General features: G+C 61.5%; 23 protein-coding genes and 1 tRNA gene. 6 read left to right on the top strand and 18 right to left on the bottom strand.

The window, feature by feature from the left end:
• Positions 1 to 8: 8 nt before the first annotated feature.
• Positions 9 to 84: transfer RNA gene (locus L2A60_RS13950), tRNA-Glu, on the top strand.
• 610 nt (positions 85 to 694) lie between these two features.
• Here L2A60_RS13950 and L2A60_RS13945 read toward each other — a convergent pair.
• Both L2A60_RS13945 and L2A60_RS13940 read right to left on the bottom strand, forming a co-directional pair.
• A complete protein-coding gene (locus tag L2A60_RS13945; protein WP_235705046.1) occupies positions 695 to 1,366 on the bottom strand; it encodes a hypothetical protein in 672 nt (223 codons plus the stop codon).
• Entirely contained in the window at positions 1,363 to 1,614 is a 252-nt protein-coding gene (locus tag L2A60_RS13940; protein ID WP_235705044.1) for a hypothetical protein, read from the bottom strand. Before L2A60_RS13940 ends, L2A60_RS13945 begins: the two co-directional genes overlap by 4 nt.
• Before the next feature lie 138 nt (positions 1,615 to 1,752).
• Here L2A60_RS13940 and L2A60_RS13935 point away from each other — a divergent pair, with 138 nt between their 5' ends.
• The 4 genes from L2A60_RS13935 (at position 1,753) to L2A60_RS13920 (ending at position 3,301) form a co-directional block, all read left to right on the top strand.
• A complete protein-coding gene (locus L2A60_RS13935; protein ID WP_329603583.1) occupies positions 1,753 to 2,025 on the top strand; it encodes a helix-turn-helix transcriptional regulator in 273 nt (90 codons plus the stop codon).
• Entirely contained in the window at positions 2,022 to 2,276 is a 255-nt protein-coding gene (locus L2A60_RS13930; RefSeq protein WP_235705042.1) for a DUF4258 domain-containing protein, read from the top strand. Before L2A60_RS13935 ends, L2A60_RS13930 begins: the two co-directional genes overlap by 4 nt.
• Complete coding sequence (locus L2A60_RS13925; RefSeq protein ID WP_235705041.1) at positions 2,273 to 2,479, top strand: DUF2283 domain-containing protein; 207 nt, start codon at positions 2,273 to 2,275, stop codon at positions 2,477 to 2,479. Before L2A60_RS13930 ends, L2A60_RS13925 begins: the two co-directional genes overlap by 4 nt.
• A 258-nt stretch (positions 2,480 to 2,737) precedes the next feature.
• Positions 2,738 to 3,301 carry a hypothetical protein gene (locus L2A60_RS13920; RefSeq protein ID WP_235705039.1) on the top strand — a complete coding sequence of 188 codons (564 nt, stop codon included), beginning with the start codon at positions 2,738 to 2,740 and terminating at the stop codon, positions 3,299 to 3,301.
• A 63-nt stretch (positions 3,302 to 3,364) separates the two neighbouring features.
• On the opposite strand, the gene L2A60_RS13915 is transcribed toward L2A60_RS13920, so the two are convergent.
• From L2A60_RS13915 to L2A60_RS13840, 16 genes are all read right to left on the bottom strand, one after another.
• Positions 3,365 to 3,580: a hypothetical protein gene (locus L2A60_RS13915; RefSeq protein WP_235705038.1), complete on the bottom strand. Its 216-nt coding sequence runs from the start codon at positions 3,578 to 3,580 to the stop codon at positions 3,365 to 3,367.
• Positions 3,577 to 5,493 carry a phage tail tape measure protein gene (locus L2A60_RS13910; RefSeq protein WP_235705037.1) on the bottom strand — a complete coding sequence of 639 codons (1,917 nt, stop codon included), beginning with the start codon at positions 5,491 to 5,493 and terminating at the stop codon, positions 3,577 to 3,579. The genes L2A60_RS13915 and L2A60_RS13910 overlap by 4 nt, the downstream gene beginning before the upstream one ends.
• An 18-nt stretch (positions 5,494 to 5,511) precedes the next feature.
• On the bottom strand, positions 5,512 to 5,991 hold the full coding sequence (locus tag L2A60_RS13905; protein WP_235705036.1) for a hypothetical protein: 480 nt from the start codon (positions 5,989 to 5,991) through the stop codon (positions 5,512 to 5,514).
• A gap of 196 nt (positions 5,992 to 6,187) precedes the next feature.
• Positions 6,188 to 6,523, bottom strand: a complete 336-nt coding sequence (locus L2A60_RS13900; RefSeq protein ID WP_235705035.1) for a hypothetical protein — start codon at positions 6,521 to 6,523, stop codon at positions 6,188 to 6,190.
• A complete protein-coding gene (locus tag L2A60_RS13895) occupies positions 6,505 to 6,819 on the bottom strand; it encodes a hypothetical protein (protein ID WP_235705034.1) in 315 nt (104 codons plus the stop codon). The genes L2A60_RS13900 and L2A60_RS13895 overlap by 19 nt, the downstream gene beginning before the upstream one ends.
• Positions 6,820 to 6,998: 179 nt before the next feature.
• Complete coding sequence (locus tag L2A60_RS13890) at positions 6,999 to 7,646, bottom strand: hypothetical protein (protein WP_235705033.1); 648 nt, start codon at positions 7,644 to 7,646, stop codon at positions 6,999 to 7,001.
• Between the two features lie 11 nt (positions 7,647 to 7,657).
• Positions 7,658 to 7,903 carry a hypothetical protein gene (locus L2A60_RS13885; RefSeq protein WP_235705032.1) on the bottom strand — a complete coding sequence of 82 codons (246 nt, stop codon included), beginning with the start codon at positions 7,901 to 7,903 and terminating at the stop codon, positions 7,658 to 7,660.
• A gap of 127 nt (positions 7,904 to 8,030) precedes the next feature.
• Positions 8,031 to 9,467: a terminase large subunit domain-containing protein gene (locus tag L2A60_RS13880; protein WP_235705031.1), complete on the bottom strand. Its 1,437-nt coding sequence runs from the start codon at positions 9,465 to 9,467 to the stop codon at positions 8,031 to 8,033.
• The gene (locus L2A60_RS13875) at positions 9,437 to 9,928 is read right to left on the bottom strand and encodes a RuvC family protein (RefSeq protein WP_235705030.1); all 492 of its coding nucleotides are present in this window, start codon (positions 9,926 to 9,928) and stop codon (positions 9,437 to 9,439) included. Before L2A60_RS13875 ends, L2A60_RS13880 begins: the two co-directional genes overlap by 31 nt.
• Positions 9,925 to 10,218 carry a hypothetical protein gene (locus L2A60_RS13870; RefSeq protein ID WP_235705029.1) on the bottom strand — a complete coding sequence of 98 codons (294 nt, stop codon included), beginning with the start codon at positions 10,216 to 10,218 and terminating at the stop codon, positions 9,925 to 9,927. The genes L2A60_RS13875 and L2A60_RS13870 overlap by 4 nt, the downstream gene beginning before the upstream one ends.
• Positions 10,219 to 10,777: 559 nt before the next feature.
• Positions 10,778 to 12,433 (bottom strand): DNA primase family protein, encoded by a 1,656-nt coding sequence (locus L2A60_RS13865; protein ID WP_235705028.1) that lies wholly within the window; start codon positions 12,431 to 12,433, stop codon positions 10,778 to 10,780.
• Positions 12,430 to 13,422 carry a hypothetical protein gene (locus L2A60_RS13860; protein ID WP_235705027.1) on the bottom strand — a complete coding sequence of 331 codons (993 nt, stop codon included), beginning with the start codon at positions 13,420 to 13,422 and terminating at the stop codon, positions 12,430 to 12,432. Before L2A60_RS13860 ends, L2A60_RS13865 begins: the two co-directional genes overlap by 4 nt.
• A complete protein-coding gene (locus tag L2A60_RS13855; protein ID WP_235705026.1) occupies positions 13,419 to 13,646 on the bottom strand; it encodes a hypothetical protein in 228 nt (75 codons plus the stop codon). The genes L2A60_RS13860 and L2A60_RS13855 overlap by 4 nt, the downstream gene beginning before the upstream one ends.
• A 131-nt stretch (positions 13,647 to 13,777) precedes the next feature.
• Positions 13,778 to 13,984: a hypothetical protein gene (locus L2A60_RS13850; RefSeq protein WP_235705025.1), complete on the bottom strand. Its 207-nt coding sequence runs from the start codon at positions 13,982 to 13,984 to the stop codon at positions 13,778 to 13,780.
• Between the two features lie 104 nt (positions 13,985 to 14,088).
• Positions 14,089 to 14,589 (bottom strand): hypothetical protein, encoded by a 501-nt coding sequence (locus tag L2A60_RS13845; protein ID WP_235705024.1) that lies wholly within the window; start codon positions 14,587 to 14,589, stop codon positions 14,089 to 14,091.
• Between the two features lie 47 nt (positions 14,590 to 14,636).
• Positions 14,637 to 15,935, bottom strand: coding sequence for a tyrosine-type recombinase/integrase (locus tag L2A60_RS13840; protein WP_235705023.1), 1,299 nt, complete (start codon positions 15,933 to 15,935; stop codon positions 14,637 to 14,639).
• Positions 15,936 to 16,265: 330 nt separating this feature from the next.
• On the opposite strand from L2A60_RS13840, the gene L2A60_RS20915 reads away from it, so the two are divergent.
• Positions 16,266 to 16,451: a DUF6538 domain-containing protein gene (locus L2A60_RS20915; RefSeq protein WP_407932558.1), complete on the top strand. Its 186-nt coding sequence runs from the start codon at positions 16,266 to 16,268 to the stop codon at positions 16,449 to 16,451.
• The last annotated feature ends 98 nt before the right edge of the window (positions 16,452 to 16,549 follow it).

The following is a 16,549-nucleotide window of genomic DNA, read 5'->3' as shown; positions in this document are numbered from 1 at the left end:
CTTCCGCCGTCCCGTTCGTCTAGAGGCCTAGGACGTCGCCCTCTCACGGCGATAACAGGGGTTCGAATCCCCTACGGGATACCAGCGATTTCAAACACTTACACGATATCCCTCCAATCCATGTCTAATGTCTGGCTGATATATGGGGATGGATTGCCGTAGACGCGGCTAGCCTCTTTTGGACATTGCCCATCACGTGGTTGTGAACGCGGTGCCCGAACGAAAACGGCCCCAGGTTGCCCCAGGGCCGCGCGCCTCGTTCCCGGTGTGCCGCGTGCTATTCGGCTTGCACCCGACCCCGCGCCTTCTGCACCCGACCCCGCCGAGGTGTAAGGGTGGCAAGCAGCGGTTCGAAAGCTTCGGGGGCGATCTCCAACCCCTCCGCTGCAGCGACTTGATTCCGCAAATTCGCGGAATGCCTAAGCCATTGATTTTGAACGCCGCAAAATTGCGGAGACCATGCGCGCTCGGGTCCAAAAACGGACCCGTCAGAGATTGAGTGAAGGGGGCATGAGATGTATATACCCCTTGAGGGTGTGCAGAACTCGCACACCCTCAAGGGTGTCGTTAATTCCGACACCCCACAAAAGAACGGCCCCGGTGTGGATCGGGGCCGAGGGTCTGTATCAAGCGTTTGATGATAATGGGCGATTGTTGGGCCAGGAACACTGACCTGTCAACATGTTGCCGGCGCTTACGTTCGCGCCTTCGCATCGGCCAGCGCCTTGTCGAGCCGGTCCCGCGCCTGCCGGGCGAGGTCTCCAAGCCCCTGGACCGCCTCGGCCTCGATCTGGTGCCCTGCTTCATCAAGTCCAGCAGTGGCAACCGCCAGCAGCGCCAAGCCATGCAGATCATCGCGAACGCTGGCGATCGAATCCGCGGAAACCTCGCCTGGGCGCAGCCGGTCAGGGATAGACGCTAGAGCCGTCTCAGGCTTCTCGGGGGTGCCGGCTCCGATCATGCCCATGATTTCACTCTTCCCCAGGTCGAGCAGGAAAGCGCCGATCATCATTTCCTCCCAGTCGGACGCCGATTCGATGCACTCCGGCCCGTAGAGCATGATCATGCGATAGCGCGCCTTGACGCCTTCCAGCGTCTTCGCCGCCATATCGGTGTCGGTGATCTGGTCGAGCAAGCGTTCCTGCTCGGCCCTGAGAGGGGCCAACGTTCTGTCGCGCTCCTTTTCTTCGGCGATCGTGAGGCCAGGAATAGCCATTACCGCCCCCTTATAGCGTGTCAGCGCATCGAACCGGGCGCACAACGCAATCAGTTCGGCATCGGCGTTCGGTGCTGCCTCCGCGGCGATCGGCGCAACCAGGACAGCGGCGACGCCGGCCGCGAGGCCGGCCAGGTGGTGGCCGTTCATGGCCGTGCCTCCTTCTCGGTCGCTTGGTCAAATACCCGCTCGATCTCGCGGGCCATCACGCCGCACCGGGCCAGTTCATCGGGCGGCAGTTCGTCGGTGAAGGCGAGCAGTTCGATATCGAGGCGGTGAACGATGCGGCGGATATCCCAGATATCCGCCGCAGCCGTATGAATCGCCGGCAGGTCGAGGGTGATGGGGTGGGTGCTGTTCGCGGCGGTGCGAACGGGAGTATGGTCGTCGGTAGCCATCTGCATGGGCCTTCCATGTTGAGGGTTAGGCCGGGCGTGGTGCGTGACCACTCCGCTCGGCCGATTTTGGTTGTATAAATGCCCAACCTCAATTAATCTGACACATCATGATGCAAACGTCAATTAGAAAGAACGAACTTGGCTGATATCGTCCTACATCCATCGCAATGCAGGGCGGGGCGGGCGTTGCTTGGCCTATCTCAAACAGAATTGGCAAAACTCGCTAAGACCGCTCGGCAAACGATTGTAGATTTTGAGAGGGGGGCGCGAACTCCTTATCAGAATAACTTACTAGCCATCCGCACCGCCCTAGAAGCGGCCGGCGTCGAGTTCATCGCGGAAAACGGCGGCGGGGCAGGCGTGAGGTTGAGGAAGCAAGCTAAAAATAGTGTTGGTCAGTCCGGCCCATGATCCGCTATCTTCCCCATGCTGAGGAAGCGCTTGCGAAGCGCGGTATCAAGCGTGATTGGGTTGCGGCGGCGATCGAGCGCCCGGATTGGACGGATACAGACCCGGCAAAGCCGAGCCGCACCCGGTCCTACAAGGCGATTGATGAGATTGATGGTCGCATACTGCGTGTTGTGCATTGGCCCGAGGATGACGATATTGTCGTTCTGACCGCCTATCCTGATCGCGACGCTTTGAAGCGAAGGGCACTATGATGTTGAAGACCAGCTACGATCCGACAGCGGATGCGATGTTCGTGTGGCTTGCTCGGGAGAATGCCGTTTCGGCGGATACCCGCGAGGTCGCGCCCGGCATCATGCTGGATTACGACAAAGACGGAAACGTGATTGGCATCGAAATCCTGGATGTCCGCAGTCGTGTAAGGGAACTACCACCGGCGCAGGTCGCGGCCGAATAGCCACCGCTTTCGCTTCCGGGGTGAGGGAGGCGATCTTCATCGCGTGCTGCGCTTCCGTCCGGTCTATGCCAAGTTCGGGGACCGCCGCGTTGATGCCGCTTTTAGGCCTTCCTTCTCCTATGCGACCGCGTGGCGAAAGTTTCGGCGCAGTGCAGGTTTTCCGCGATTTTCCAGAGCCAAGACTTCGTGCGGTGGTGAAAATGATTCGACTCCCCACCAAACGCGGGCATAGACTGCGGGCAAGACAGGGAGGCTGTCATGAAGAAATCCCATTATCTCGCAGCCATGCTGACATTTATCCTTTGTGCCATGTCGCCTGCAGCGACGGCACAATGGTTCGCCCATGTCTCTCAACCGGATGTATTCGGCCAGCGAACGGTAGAGGCAGCATCTATCGCGCCGTCTGGCGACGGGCTTATAGTCCAGTGCGACCAAAAGAACACGCTGGATCTGGCATATATCTTCCAGGCATCGCGCAAAGATTTGGATGAAATGTCGGGCGGCGCGGCATCAATCCCGGTTGATCTCCTACTAAAAGTTGATGGCGGGAAGGTGATGAAGCTTGGTGCCTCCCTTCGACCTTGGAACAATCATTTTGCCGGTTTCGTGGTCGATGGTCGCGATTATGCCACCGTCGAAGCGGTAGAAGCGATCTCCAAAGCGGCCCGCATAGTCTCTGTTGGCGTCAGTTTCTTGGGGAACAAGCAATCCGACAATTTCGGTGCCAGCGGATCAACGGCAGCCATGGCAACCGTGATGAAAGACTGCAAACTGAATGACATCAAGCCCGCAAATCCTGCCAGTCAAGCATTGGCGAAATAATGTCATTGCCTTCGCGTAGGACGGTCTGCGCGGCGGGATTACCCTGCGAATTGTGAAGGGTATTCATCGCGTGGTTTCCTTCTCGATCAACACCAGGTCGATCGCCCGGCGCCTGCCGTCCGGTGTCATAACAACGCGGAAGCGCACCCGCTCGCCACGGCAGGGCGGTTCAGGCAGGGCAGCCATAGCGGCGGCGCATGCAAGGATGTTTCCGGTCCCGCCATCAGGCCGGATGAAGCCAAACTGGCCCGGCAAGACGGTGACGAAAGCACCGCTCATGGCCCGGTGAATGCCGGGGTGCCGTAGGGCGAGACGCGCCCGTTGAAGCCGGTGGTGCTGGACTGGTTTTGGTTCAGGGAGGCGGCAAGGCCGTGCTTGATGGCGCGCTGGCCTTCGCCCCAGTTCCCAATATTCACCGTGGGGATCAGGCCGTTGTCGGCGCTGCTGTGCGCCGATGGAGGTGCGCCGGGTCCCCACGTATCGTAACCGCCGATTGCGCTCCCGTGATGGACCCGCCGGCCACCGTTGCCGTCAAAGTAACGCATCACGGCGCCGGGCAGGCGCTCGATCGGCTTGGTGATATGGGTGTATCCCCATTTGCCCGCGCCCGACACGTTCTTGTTGATCCCGTTCAGGATCGCGTCGGCATGGCCCAGAAACTTGGCGATGCGCTCGATCTCGGCGAACAGGGCCTTGAGGCCGCCGGTGGCGGTCTTGATGCCCTTGGCCGGTGCAACCCAGTTCTGGTTCAGTGCGGTGTGAACCGCGAAGATCGAAGATGCGAGTCCGACGAGCAGTCCCTCTGGACCCACGAGCATTGTCAGGCCGGCACCCGCCAGCACCGCGCCGAACGTCGCCAACCCAGCCCCGACATCGACAAGAGCGGTGTCGATCTTGCGGACGGTGTGCGGATGCGCGTTCGCCCATTGCGACAGGTGGTTCAAACCGCGAGTCAGGTCGTGCAACACGGGCACCAGCGTCTTGGTCGCCGCAACCCCGAGCGCGGTGGTGAAATTGCCCCAGGCTTTCGAGACGCCGCGCTGCGCCGCGTAGGGGTCGTGCTTCTCGACGAACCTGAGCACACCCATCAGCCCCAGGGCATCGATTCGGCGCTTCTGCGCAACATCCTTCAGATATTGCGGCCACATGGTCAGATAGGTGGCGAGTAGACGCGCCTGAGTGCGGCCGGACGTGATGCGCGACAGTTCGACCATCTGCTCCATCTGGGACTTGTAGCCGTGCGCGAGCAGCGCCGGCCGCAGGACATCATGGGTCCAGTCCGCCGCGCCGCGTTTCGCTAGCAGCGGCAATCCCTTCACGTCTTTCAACGGGTTCCTGATCTCGACATAACCACCCCCGATCGCCTTGTAGCTGCCCGCGGTCAGGATGCCGATATGCGCCAGGTTGTCAGCCACCGCCTTGCTCATCCGGCCACCCATGAGCTGCATCATCAGGCTCGTTAGCGCCGTACCGGCCGCCGCGCCACCCATTTCCTGCGCCGGCGTCATCATCGACCGGAAGAACGCGCCCGGTGTCATCATCCTGGCATAGGTGCTCGACCGCTTCAGCATGGCAAATAGTTCATTGGGGTTGAACCGGAAGCCGGTCAGCAGCATCGCCGAAAGCGCTTGGGTGAACGCCTTTTGCGTCTGCGGGACCGAGAACTTGCCCGTCTTGCGAGCCACTGTCGCGCCGAGCAGTTCGATCGACTTCATCAGGTAGTTGGTTGCCTTTTCGCCGTGATACCCGGCGACCGCCATGACGACATGCGCCGCGCCCATCGTAGGATTGAGCGCCACGGCGCGCGAACCGCCCACGGCGCTGCGCGCCTCAAGTCCGCGCCGGTAGTTTCCGGCAACCGACGTGCCGGGGATCGCATAGGCGGTGCGCCACGCCTGCCCGGTCAGCTTCGCTTGGGTGGCGTGTCGGACGGCCATTTCGAGTGCGAGGGTTTGTTGATGGACAAATGCCGCGCCGGCCGTCGCAAGCTTGTCGTAGACGCCGAGGATCGCAACGCCAGCCGTCGTAGCCGCCGCGCCCATCTTGATGAAGTTGGTCGCCATAGCCCCGGTGCCGTTCTTCGCCTTGTCCAGCGCCTTCATGACGCCGCCGAGGTCGTGGCGGAGCAGCCGGAGGCCGGCGGACACACCATTGCGGAGCGTTAGGGAGACTCCGATTTTGTAAACGTCCATTCTCTGCTGGGTTCCTTTTCAGTCTTTGATGTGCACGACTGTCTGCTTTCCTTCGATCAGCGCCGACACTATCGAATAGCCGACTTGCTGGCCGATCTTGTCTTTCAGCCGGAAGGCGGTTGAGCCGAGGAAGGAGCGGGGTGGCACGTGAAAGCCGCTCGCACCCACGCCAGGACCGCGCGTGCCAAGCTCCTGGTAAAGCGCGATGTCGGAATTCGAACCGATCTGCGCTTCAGCACCGGACACGGTGTATTCAATGCTCTCGCGGACATCCCCTTCGCGCAACAGTGGGTTATCGGGCGGCGCATAGCCCTGCTTTTCCTTGTCTTCGACGGTCGATTCCGCGAGCGGTAACCAGGACCCGAATTTACCGTCATCCTCGGTCAGATAATGACCGATCTGCTCTTTCGCGCCCTTCTGAATCGCCTTGGCCGCTTCGGTGAGAACGCGATGCTCCATCTCTTCCATGGCCAGGGCAGACCGCTCGATCCGCTCCATCGCCGTGGCCAAACTAACTAACCCCATCACTTTCGGTCCTTCCACCGAAGGGAGCGCCAATCCCATTCATTGCCGTCGAAGCCGCCCATCGTCACCACGAAGGCGAGCAATTCAGCTTCGCCCATCTCAAAGGCCACATCCCAAGGCACGCCCTTCGACAGGATGTAGCAGCGCCCGGTAAAGTCCGGGCTTTCACTCAGTTTTTTGCGGTGGTGACCACTTCGTTTTCAGCGCTCGCGCGATTGGCGAACCAATCCTGCACCGCATTGCCGCCAGCCTCGCCAAGGGCGTCGATGATCGGTTCCACGTCCGATCTTTCGGTCGGCGGGGGGACCGGGGTGCCATCGATCGATACCACCGATGCGAACATCATGCAGTCCGCCAGGAATGCTTCATTCCCTTGCGCGGCGCGTCCCACGACCTTGAACAGCCTATGCCGCCCCTTGAAGTCGAGCAGTCGCATGACGATCGAACGCCCGAGCGTATCCGTGATCGTCTCGTCCTTGGTTTCGTTCAGCAATGTTTCAGCCATTTTCCCTTGATCCTGTGCTTGACTTGAGGGGATAGTTCACGAGCCGGAATGCGCGGACAGGCAGCCTTCCGCCGATCGTGGAAGTGTGGGGCGACGACTGCGGCAATTGCTGTCACTGAGTTCTTGCCGCTCAGCAGTTTGGCTTGCAGAATCCGGTCGATGCCATTCAGCTTACCGACTTCGTTGCTGATTTTGGATGCCGTAAAAATTGGAATCTCCTTCTTGGTTAGGCGAAGCGGCGCGATCTGCTGCGCGACGGTCGAAAGCGGAACAGGCGTCCCGAGGGTGGATGACATGTCAGTTCACCGCTTGCCTTGTTTCGGACGTGTAGGAGCAGCCGAGTCATTTATGGGCTGCCTCAGAAAAGCGCCCGGCGAGTCGATGGAGAAACTCGCCGGGCCAGTGAGCGCGCGCCGATGGGAAACCGCAATCGCGACGGTTCCTGCGGGAGTGAACGGGCTGACGCTGCCTACGGTCATTCGGTGGCTTCCAGCAGCTTGCGGGCGGATTCGGGCAGGATCACGTCGCCGCGGGCGTCGAGATGCGCCGCCCAGGTGCGCCGCTCGGCGTCCGGGAATGGGTGTTCGGGCCGAAGCACGCCAGCGAACATTTCCGGGTTCGCGGACGGGTGAAAGCCAAGTCTAAGTTCGACGCCCGCGGCGATCGCGCGCCCTACAGCTTCAAGCCCGGCCCCAAAAACCGCTTCGCCATCGGCGAGATGTTTCTTGGCTTGCACGATCATCTCGGCGCCCTCGATTCGCAAGTGGATGCCCGCGCGAAGGACTGGTTCCCATGCGCGGCGTTCGGCGGTGCGCAGGGCTTCATCGGCGGCGCGCTTAGTCGCTTCGGCAGCGGCGACGGCGTCACGGCAGAACAGAACGCGGTCCCCGGCATCCCGAATGGCCGTCTCGGCTTCCGCCAGTGCGGCGGCCTCGACCGCCTCACCAGCGCCGGCCCGCCGGACCAGCGCGGAGCGTGCATCGCGTGCGGCGGCAACCGCCTGTTCGGCGTCCGCGACGGCCTGTTGTGCCGCCTGCACACGGCCATGAGCTTCATCGAAATCGCCGCGTGCCCGCTGGGGCACGGCGGGATCCCGAAGGTTGAGAATATTTTGCAGATTCATCGCCGTTCCTTTCACGTGTCGAGGCCAAGCCGGCGCAGTGTGTCGCCAAGGGCCCGCTCACGCGCATGGGCAGCATTCGTCGCGCTCATGGTCTTGTTGACGTGATCGAGGATGGCGGCCTGCACCACGTCGCCCTCGCGGCCGGGCAGGTGGCGCACGCCAATATCCTCGGTCCAGCCGGCGTCGAATCCATGGCGAAGCCTGTGGCGATTCACGGCCGCTTCAACTGGCGTCATTTCTGAAAACGGCTTGGCCAAAGTCGTTATTCCTCATTCATCTTTGCCATATATAGCAAAGAACAGCATAGGATACAATAAAAAGTGAAATTTATTCAGCTATATACCAGACGACAACAATAGATAACTTTAGACGACAAGAGACAACTTATCTCGCCATGATATTGAGCCGCACCATCCGCGCCGGTTGCGGTGGTTTCACCTTGGCGTGCAGCAAAGCGCCCATTGCGGCATTCGCGACGTCGTCATGGCCGCCTGGCGGATGGTCGATCGAATCCCTGCCGCCGCGCGACGTGCGACGTTCCAAAGCGCAGAGTTGCGCCGCGAGGCGAGTATGGTCGAGTAGTTGCACCTTCGCGCTGTTCAGCAACGGCAGTGCATCGCGGTATAGGTCGTTCTTGGGCTTATCCGCCGTCGCGTATCGGATACCTTGAAGCGCAAACCGCTCGCGCGGCCACTCGCCTGCATAGCGGTCGCCGTAGACCGTGGTGATGCCATATCCCTTCAGCAGGGTCGAAAAGTCAGTCACCACGCTTTCCGGCGAAAACGGCGGCCTCACCTCGCGGATCGCGTCGAGGATGGCGATACCGTCGCGGTCGAGATGGGCGATACCCAAGGTCATGGCATCGGAACTGCCGCCGCTCGGATCGACGAAACCGCAATAGGTGACGCCCGGCCCTGGCGAGCGCTCAAACACGCCATGCGCCACTACCGCGTCCACTACCTCGCGGCTCACGAAATCGGCAATATCGCTGCGCCACTCGGCCAGCCATTCAGCCGCCGCCGCTTCAGGGTCACGTTCCAGCGCTCGGTCGATGATCGACTGCGGAAGCGTCGGGTTGAACAGCTTGGACGGACCACGCACCACCAGAATGTCATCGTCATCGGTGCCATAGAACCGCTGCCAGCGCTCGAACAGCAAACCGGAGCGGCGATAGGGCGATGAAATGCCGATCAGCATCGAGCCCGGCAGTGTCACAAGGCTCGGCTCGATCGCGTTGTAGGTCTCGATATCCGGCGTTGCGGATGCTTCATCGCGCCAGAAAGCGACCTCATCGAAGATGGCGCAGACGATGCTGCGACCGCGCACCGCTCGATAGGAATTGGTCGAAACGATGACCTCGACACGGTTGCTCAGTTCGATGGTTTCCTCGGTCGATCGCTCGATCAGCGGTGAAAGCAACGGAACTGTGGTAAAATTGCCCAGGATGTAGCGGTGAACGATCTTCGACTGCCCACGATCACTGGCCAGACACATGATGGAAGCCCGCTCGCCAGGGCGCAGATGCGCCCGGTACTCGCCCATGGCGGCAACCGTGGCGATGGCAGCCGCGACGCTATCCTTGCCGCTGCGCCGCCCGGCAATCACCCATAACTCGCGAACCCGGCGCTTCGGCGGATCACGCTCGGCAACCTCGCGAAACCGCGCTCGTTCATCGTCCGTCATCGGCTCGCCGAACGCGGCCTTTAGGATTGCCCGCCACAAGTCCCATGACGGTCCCTGAAAGGACGGACCGAGCAAATGCGGGTCATCGATGGCAACGGCCGGTGCAATCATGCCGCCACCCTCGCCACCCTCAGCCATCCATGGCGGGCGATTAGTGCGGCCTCGGCACGTCCATCATCCTTCACCCGGGCGAAACGGCTTGCGTGTGCAGGCCATAGCCTCATCGCCGCCTCTCGCGCCGCCCCCTTGTCCGTGGCAATGCCGGCGCTGCGCTTCCACGATTGCGGTGTGACCAGGGCAACGGGCAATTTCAGCGCCGCCAGCACCCCTTCGACGATGCCGGCCCCATAACCGAAGGTGAAGGCGGCGCTGGCGGATTGACCGGTCATCCCGCCAACCTTTTCCAGCACGACCATTTGCACGGCGTGCTGATCCATCTCGAAGAGGTGAGCGAGCATGGCCGGTGAGACACGATGCCGCTCGGTCTTGCCGACGCGGACCATGATCGTCGGCATGTCGGCTATGCTCACTATCTGGCCGCCGGCGTCCAGCACGGCGATAGCACCGGACGCGCCAGGATCAATGCCGATATAGATCACGCGCCGGCACTCGGCTGCGACGCGGCGGTTTTGGACGCCAGATAGGAGGCGAGATCGGGTCCGCGTTGCGCCGCGCCCTTCAGGCCGAGTTGGCGGAGCGTCCGCACATACGAATTGTTCCAGGCTAGATACTCGCGTGTGTCGCGCTCCGGCATGATGCCGTCCGCCGTTTTGGCGTCCATAAGCGCAAGGCGGAGTGCCAGCACGGCCGCCCGGTGGATCAGCGCGCGCTGCACCTCGGAAGGCACGCCGCCGACATGGCGGGTCAAGGCGGTCACGGCATCGCGCATCAAGCGTGCTTCGCGCCGCCTTCCGTCCAGTTTTGCCAGCGCAGTGGGCCTCGAATGCGGGCCCAGCGTTGGGGTATTTTTCGAACCGTTTTGCATCGTTTTGACCTGTTCCAGCAGCAGATATCTCGCAGATATTAGACATAATGCAGGGAAAATGCAAAAAAACGTGTAAAAACAATGCTATATCTACTAGCATTTATTGCTGTTTACCGCTGTGTATAAGCGGCTACACACAATTGCGATGCGGCGTTATGTGGCGGAGATGGGCGAAGATTTTTTTGAGGGACGGTGACCATCCGGCGCGGCAAAAGCCGAGTTTGGCCGGCGCGTCGCGGGCAGTGATGGATTTAATAAAAACAGGAGAGTAACAAAATTTCGGGGGGGGAGTCCATGCCGGTCGCGGTTGCTTACCGACACGCAGTGACACGCGGTCCACTGCATTGTAGCCGTAACTATTTATAATATCGTGAGAGAAACGAATTTCCATCCGCGTTAATAGGCGCATACATAGAGGTGCAATGGTGCGAAACGCGTGCCAGCGCGTGTCAGCCCCCCCCCTTCAAGCCAAATCGAGAGAGCGGTAGTAGCGGGAGCGAACGCCATCATCGTCTCTGACTTGCGTGACGCTCAACCCCGCCACGGCTGCCCGCAGGTCGCGCCCGAAAGTCTGCACGTTGCCGGGATGGTCGCGCCCCTGCTCGCTGCACCATGTCACCCAAGCCTCATAAAGCCGGGTGCATTCAACGCAGCGGCAGGGGTCGATGACGCATCTGTCGCGGAGGAAGGCACCAATCGGGCTAGCGAGGTTGCCGAGTTCCTCGACTGCTTCCGCTGCGGATTTCGGTTGGATGAAATGCCCCCGCTCGGCGAGCCTGTCGCGGCCGTCCATTGCCCACAGTAAGATGGCGGGCAGTTCCCGCAGCAGTCGCGCCGTGAGACCGGGGTCTTCGCGCCCATAGAAGGAATTGGTCATCGTCAGGATGATGAAGCGGCCCGCGAGGGCGCCGCTGGCGTCGGTCAGACGCGGAAGTTCGTTCGTCAGGATGAGGAAGCGCGTCGGCAGGTGCCCGGTCCAGGCTTCGCGGAATTTACGGTCGATCGTCAGGCTATCCTCGCCGGTGATTGCGAGAACACGTTCGGCCAGGGTGTGGGCATCCGCCCGGCCGCTTAGCCGTGCGTCGGAGATGATCGCGAGCGGTTTGCCGATCAGCGGGGCGAGGCCGAAGTTCTGCGATAGACTGCTGAGGGTTGGACCGGCGACGTTTTCCTTGCCGAGTAAGCCGGTCTGAACCCGCGCGATGGTGCCCTTGCCGCTGCGTTTTGGTCCGACGACGAGAAACGCCTTCTGGTGCGACGTGTCTGCCGTCAGTAGCAGCCCGAAAAGTTCCTGTAGCGTGTCGATTGATTCCTGATCGTCCCCCCACAGAGAGTGCAGAAAAGCGAGCCATTCGAGGGGCTTTCCCGCGTCGGGATCGAAGGCGTAGTCCACCGTGTTCAGACCAAAAAACTGAGAGGTATGCGGCAGCATCTTGCGCGTTGGCAGGTGCAGCAGGCCGTTCGAGCATGACAGGATTTCCGCCGCTGGCGGATGTTCGGCATCGTCCAGCCAGGAGGGGGTGCGGGTGCCGGATGGAAGCTGTGTCACTGCGGCAAGGGCTTCCAGGACGTTAGCGACCTTGGTTTTGTTCGGATTGAACGGCAGCGTTTCGCCCTTCACCTCATAAGAGGCGCCATCGAGGAATTCGTAGATCTTCGCCTTGATCGTCTCGTATCCCTCCGCCTCGTAGTGACTACCGCGCCAGCGGAAGAACTCGCCCTGCTGATGGTGGAGCGCGCGGCCTGCATCCGACCGAAACTGCCGCGAGACCAATTCGCGCGCGGTTTCCAGGGGTGAATCGGGGTGAAGGACCAGCGGGGGCGACTGGCAGCCGGGCGGGGCGGCGAGCGGCTTTCGAGCGGCCCTGCGGGCGGCCTTGCGTTCCTTCGTCAAGGTGTTGACGGAGATCCCCAGGGCTGCGGCTTCGGTTTTGCGTGCGCGGTCGAACTCCATGTCGGTCATCGCCGCGAGCCGGGCGATGGTCACAGCGTCGCGCGCCAGGGCTGCGGCTTCGGTTTTGCGCGCGTCTGCCCCGCTCATCTCGTAATCCGCGAAGTCTTCGTAAGCCTCGACCGGCGGCAGTTCGGGCAACTCGATCTTCGATATGTCGTTCATCATGAGGCAATCTTGAGGTCGGCGGGCGATGGGTGAGCGATTGCCCAGGCGAGCACCGCCGAGGCTTCGCCCTGCGGCTTGCCGGCGCACTGAGCGGCGGTTTCGAGTGTCTGCATCACCGCCTGCCGGCTCAGCAGGCCGGCCGCGATGAACCGGGCCAGCGAGCGGGCCTCGCGGAAGATTGTCGGGTGCCGATCGCCTTCGCCGGACGATGCGACGCGGGCAGCGGCATTACGGAGCGCGGCCCAGGCGTATCGGTCCGCTTTCGCGTCTCCGGGCTGCGGGAGCGGCGCCGTTGGCTTCGGTGGAAGCGGTGCCAGGGCTGCGGCCGATGGTGGTTCCACGTGCGGCACGCCCGGGATCATGGCGATGCGGTACGGCAGATGGTCGCGGCCGGTCTCGAATACGGGCGCAGCGGCGTAGATGATCTGCGCCGGTCGAAAGACGGAACGGTCAATCCCCGTGACGCTGTCCAGCCAGCGCCCCACCTCGGCTCCCGTGAGAGGGCGCACCAGCCAGTGCCACATGCGGATGCGGATGCCGGGCTTGACGCCGTGGCTGCCTGTGGCCTGCACGATGCAGGCGGCGCCATGGAACGAGGCTGGAAGCCGCGCCAGTGCCACGCCGGCGCAGCCAGGGAGATCGGTTACGTCGAGGTCGTCAGGCCGCTCTAACGTATCCCAATCGGTCGCTAACCAGTGATGCGGTACTTCCCGCAGCGTCGGTTCATCGCCGGTGACGGGATCACGGTAGAGCAATCGCCTGATCGGCGATGTGCGGCCCGGATCGACCAGCGCGGCGCGCACGATGCAGCGATCTGCCCGCGATGAAAGCCACGTTAGCGCGGCGAGCAGGTCGTCGAGATTTTCGATTTCATGCTCGATGCCGTGATAGGTCCGCGCTTCGTCGTATCCGACGATTGACCCGTCCGCGCGGATCAGTTTCGTGAGGCGAGGGCCGCGTGAACGCAGAATGGTGATGGTGTCGGTCATCGCGCCACCGCCGCGCGGGCAAGCCGCTTCCGATAATGGAATTGCGAGACGGATTCAGCGTGCCTCGCCATTTCTGGCGTTACCGGGCCGGCATTGAATTCGCGGGCGGTCGGGGTGATCCAAGTGATTGCATCGCGCCGCCGGCGCTTCGCAGCAGCCCGGTCGATGCCGGCAATTATGGCATTTTCGATACGATCTCGGATCGCTATGAAATCTTTGGTCATGGGTCGTTCCTTTTGGAACGCCGACGAAGAATTTGCTTGACCTGAAGCGGAAAAATGCTAAGTGAACAGGTGTCAGCGGTTCACAGATTTTCCAACTCCGTCGCGCCATCTCGGCCGGCGGAGTTGCTGTATCAGGCGGCAACGCATTGATGAGCGGGCGCGTGCTCCATTGCCTTGCGCCAGTCCGTCGCGGCCTCTTTCGAGATCAAGCGCCGGCCGCCAACCTGCATGAAACGCGGGCCATCGCCACGCTTCCACAATAGGTAGAGGTAAGCGCGGCTGATCGCGTGCCGCTTGCAAAATTCCTCGACCCCGTAAGCATCTCTTTCGTCGTCCATCTAAGTGCTCCTATGCACAAGTTGATGGCGATGGATTAGGCCTATGATGATAGGGCGGTCAGGAAGGTCGATTGCACTTGTGCATTTGACCCTCCTTGTGGGAGTCAGACCTTGCGGACTGCCTTCTTGATGGTGATGGACACCGCGTTGTCGGTGACAAGCGGGAAGCCGATACACCTGAGCGCCGCACTGGTAAAGCGAACAGCAACAGAATTGGCTGTCTTTCCTCCGGTTCGGCCATGCCGCTCCAGTAGCCCAGCGGCAACAGCCCAAATGCGGATCGCCGCAATGAACCAGTCGGGCTTCTTTTGCTGGGACAGTGAAGGGGAGCACAGAAGAGGCGCTGCTTTAGTTAGCGCAGTTTCGAGTTCATGTATGGTTCCGTTCCGCGCCAGTTGTGTGCCGTCTTCATACCAAGCGCCGGCGCACCAGGCGAGCAGCACGGTATGAGCGGCGCGAGCGGCGGCTTGCAGCCTCTCCACGTCGGGATCGGGCGCATCCCCGCGCTGGGTATTCAACAGATCGGCGAGTTCGGTGCACACCGCTGTATCTAAGCCTCCGTCGCGCCATCCTGCCGCTTTCCACAAATCCTGAACATCGGCCAAGGAAATGTTCTCGGTAAGAGATTGCCGTGGTTTTTTGCGAGGGCGTGTCACCGGTGGTCTGCCATCGCAGCAACATTCCCCCCCTCAATCCCAAACCTCGGCGCCGCAGCCCGCACTGCCTCGGCGATCCACGATTTCGCGAGGTGTCCATAGTGCTTCTCGACCATCCGCGTATCGGCATGACCGAGGTTGCGGGCCACAACCATGAGCGACATCCCCGCCATTACCGCGAGGCTCGCCCAGGTGTGGCGAAGCGTGTGGAACGAAACCGGAGGATCAATGCGGGCGTGTTCGCAGGCATTACGCATCGGGCGGGATTGATGGGATGTGCCCCATCGCTCGCCGTTCGCCTTTACTAGGAGCCGATCAGCGGCGGACCGACCGGCAGTCAATCCGCGAAAGAACGTGGTGCCCTCATCGGTGAGAACGATGTCGCGTTCCTTGCCGGACTTGCTCTTGCGAATATGCAGGGTTCCGCTGTCGGGGTTGAAGTCCCGCACAGTTAGAGCCCCCAGCTCGCCGAAGCGGGCGCCGGTTTGGAGCGCAGCGACGACAAGCGGCCGGAACTCCGCAGCAGCCGCGTTGATGATGCGTCGGCACTCATCGGCCGTCAGATAGCGGGAGCGCGCTGCATCGGCTTCGCGGAACGGCTGAACCGCCCGCCACGCCTCATCGGATGCTACCCGCCGTTCCCGCCAAGCATGATTCAGGGCCGCTTTCAGGACTGTTAGGGTGCGGTTGGTTGTGGCCTTCCGACGACGGCCAACGGTTTCGGGGTCGTCATCGGCGATTATCTGCCGATGCTGCTGTGGCTTTCCCTTCTTCGTCCGCAACCTTGCCGGCTCGGCCGCAATTGCATCCCGCCACGCGCGGATCATCTTAGAGGTGAGCTTGGCGCACTCGACGCCGCCGAGGCGCGGCAGGATCATCGCGGCAGCCCGAACGCGGGCATCCTTCACTGATTTCCGCCCTTCCGCCTCGATCCATGTCAGATAATCCTCGATCGCGGAGCGGACGGTGTAGGGGCCGGCCTCGGCAGGCAGACCAGCCGCTGCCCGGCGGAGCGCGATGAACCGCTTACGCGCCTCGCCCTGCGCCTGCTGGAAAGTCAGCACGATGTCGCCGTCCGCGTCTATCGTGTCATCGGCGGTTGCGATGGTCTCCGTCTCGTATGCCTTGGCGCCCCCCATATGCACGCGGAGCACCCATTTGCCGGAGGTCCGGCCCTTTCGATAGCCGAGGTGCAGCCCTCCCTCGATCGCTCGCCAATAGGGCTTGCCGGAAGCCTTAAGTGCGCCCCGTGCCGTCCTGCTTTCCAGCTTCGTATCGCGAACCGTGCGAGCCATCCAAGCCTCCGTTACCGCTTTGTTCGGCTGGAAAACCTCGCCCGCAATTCAAAGGCTTAGGCTCCGACCGTCCATCCATGATTTGTCCAATATACGCGGGTAATTCGTATTAGACAAGCATAGACACGGCGGCAACATATGGTGATATTCCTACAGTTTTTGCAGACACGGGCGGACGATAATGGACAGTTTTTACGCCCTCTCACGGCGATAACAGGGGTTCGAATCCCCTACGGGATACCAGTACCTACAACCTATTGAAAAACCACGATTTATTTTGTGCCGTCCCGCTGATGTGACACACGCTTGTGCCACACACGGGAAGCCACGATGACGTTGTGTTCCTTCGTCGAAAGACGACGACAGAGGTATTATTTCCGGGTTCGGTTGCCCCGCGAAATCGTTCCCATTCTTGGCCGGACGCATGTGGTGGCGTCTCTTGGAACGGGAGAGTCAGCGGCAGCTAGGGTGTGTCGTCATTTGACCGGGGGGATTCCGGCGCGACCGTTTTCCTGATTCATAGCAGATCAGCATTCCGAAAGGCTGATCGATGGGGCGTTATGGGCTGAGGGCTGACCAATGGGAGCGGATTGCGCATCTTTTGCCAGGAAAAG

The sequence above is a fragment of the Acidiphilium iwatense genome, assembly GCF_021556475.1.
GTDB lineage: Bacteria > Pseudomonadota > Alphaproteobacteria > Acetobacterales > Acetobacteraceae > Acidiphilium > Acidiphilium iwatense.
Note: the sequence above shows the minus strand (reverse complement) of the source record. Positions and strands in the feature narration are given on the sequence as shown.

Excerpts from the sequence above, each read along its gene's own strand:
- L2A60_RS13945 (WP_235705046.1), bottom strand. The coding sequence starts at position 1,366 with ATGAACGGCCACCACCTGGCCGGCCTCGCGGCCGGCGTCGCCGCTGTC.
- L2A60_RS13940 (WP_235705044.1), bottom strand. The coding sequence starts at position 1,614 with ATGGCTACCGACGACCATACTCCCGTTCGCACCGCCGCGAACAGCACC.
- L2A60_RS13930 (WP_235705042.1), top strand. The coding sequence starts at position 2,022 with ATGATCCGCTATCTTCCCCATGCTGAGGAAGCGCTTGCGAAGCGCGGT.
- L2A60_RS13925 (WP_235705041.1), top strand. The coding sequence starts at position 2,273 with ATGATGTTGAAGACCAGCTACGATCCGACAGCGGATGCGATGTTCGTG.
- L2A60_RS13920 (WP_235705039.1), top strand. The coding sequence starts at position 2,738 with ATGAAGAAATCCCATTATCTCGCAGCCATGCTGACATTTATCCTTTGT.
- L2A60_RS13915 (WP_235705038.1), bottom strand. The coding sequence starts at position 3,580 with ATGAGCGGTGCTTTCGTCACCGTCTTGCCGGGCCAGTTTGGCTTCATC.
- L2A60_RS13910 (WP_235705037.1), bottom strand. The coding sequence starts at position 5,493 with ATGGACGTTTACAAAATCGGAGTCTCCCTAACGCTCCGCAATGGTGTG.
- L2A60_RS13905 (WP_235705036.1), bottom strand. The coding sequence starts at position 5,991 with ATGGAGCGGATCGAGCGGTCTGCCCTGGCCATGGAAGAGATGGAGCAT.
- L2A60_RS13900 (WP_235705035.1), bottom strand. The coding sequence starts at position 6,523 with ATGGCTGAAACATTGCTGAACGAAACCAAGGACGAGACGATCACGGAT.
- L2A60_RS13895 (WP_235705034.1), bottom strand. The coding sequence starts at position 6,819 with ATGTCATCCACCCTCGGGACGCCTGTTCCGCTTTCGACCGTCGCGCAG.
- L2A60_RS13890 (WP_235705033.1), bottom strand. The coding sequence starts at position 7,646 with ATGAATCTGCAAAATATTCTCAACCTTCGGGATCCCGCCGTGCCCCAG.
- L2A60_RS13880 (WP_235705031.1), bottom strand. The coding sequence starts at position 9,467 with ATGGCTGAGGGTGGCGAGGGTGGCGGCATGATTGCACCGGCCGTTGCC.
- L2A60_RS13870 (WP_235705029.1), bottom strand. The coding sequence starts at position 10,218 with ATGCGCGATGCCGTGACCGCCTTGACCCGCCATGTCGGCGGCGTGCCT.
- L2A60_RS13865 (WP_235705028.1), bottom strand. The coding sequence starts at position 12,433 with ATGATGAACGACATATCGAAGATCGAGTTGCCCGAACTGCCGCCGGTC.
- L2A60_RS13860 (WP_235705027.1), bottom strand. The coding sequence starts at position 13,422 with ATGACCGACACCATCACCATTCTGCGTTCACGCGGCCCTCGCCTCACG.
- L2A60_RS13855 (WP_235705026.1), bottom strand. The coding sequence starts at position 13,646 with ATGACCAAAGATTTCATAGCGATCCGAGATCGTATCGAAAATGCCATA.
- L2A60_RS13850 (WP_235705025.1), bottom strand. The coding sequence starts at position 13,984 with ATGGACGACGAAAGAGATGCTTACGGGGTCGAGGAATTTTGCAAGCGG.
- L2A60_RS13840 (WP_235705023.1), bottom strand. The coding sequence starts at position 15,935 with ATGGCTCGCACGGTTCGCGATACGAAGCTGGAAAGCAGGACGGCACGG.
- L2A60_RS20915 (WP_407932558.1), top strand. The coding sequence starts at position 16,266 with ATGACGTTGTGTTCCTTCGTCGAAAGACGACGACAGAGGTATTATTTC.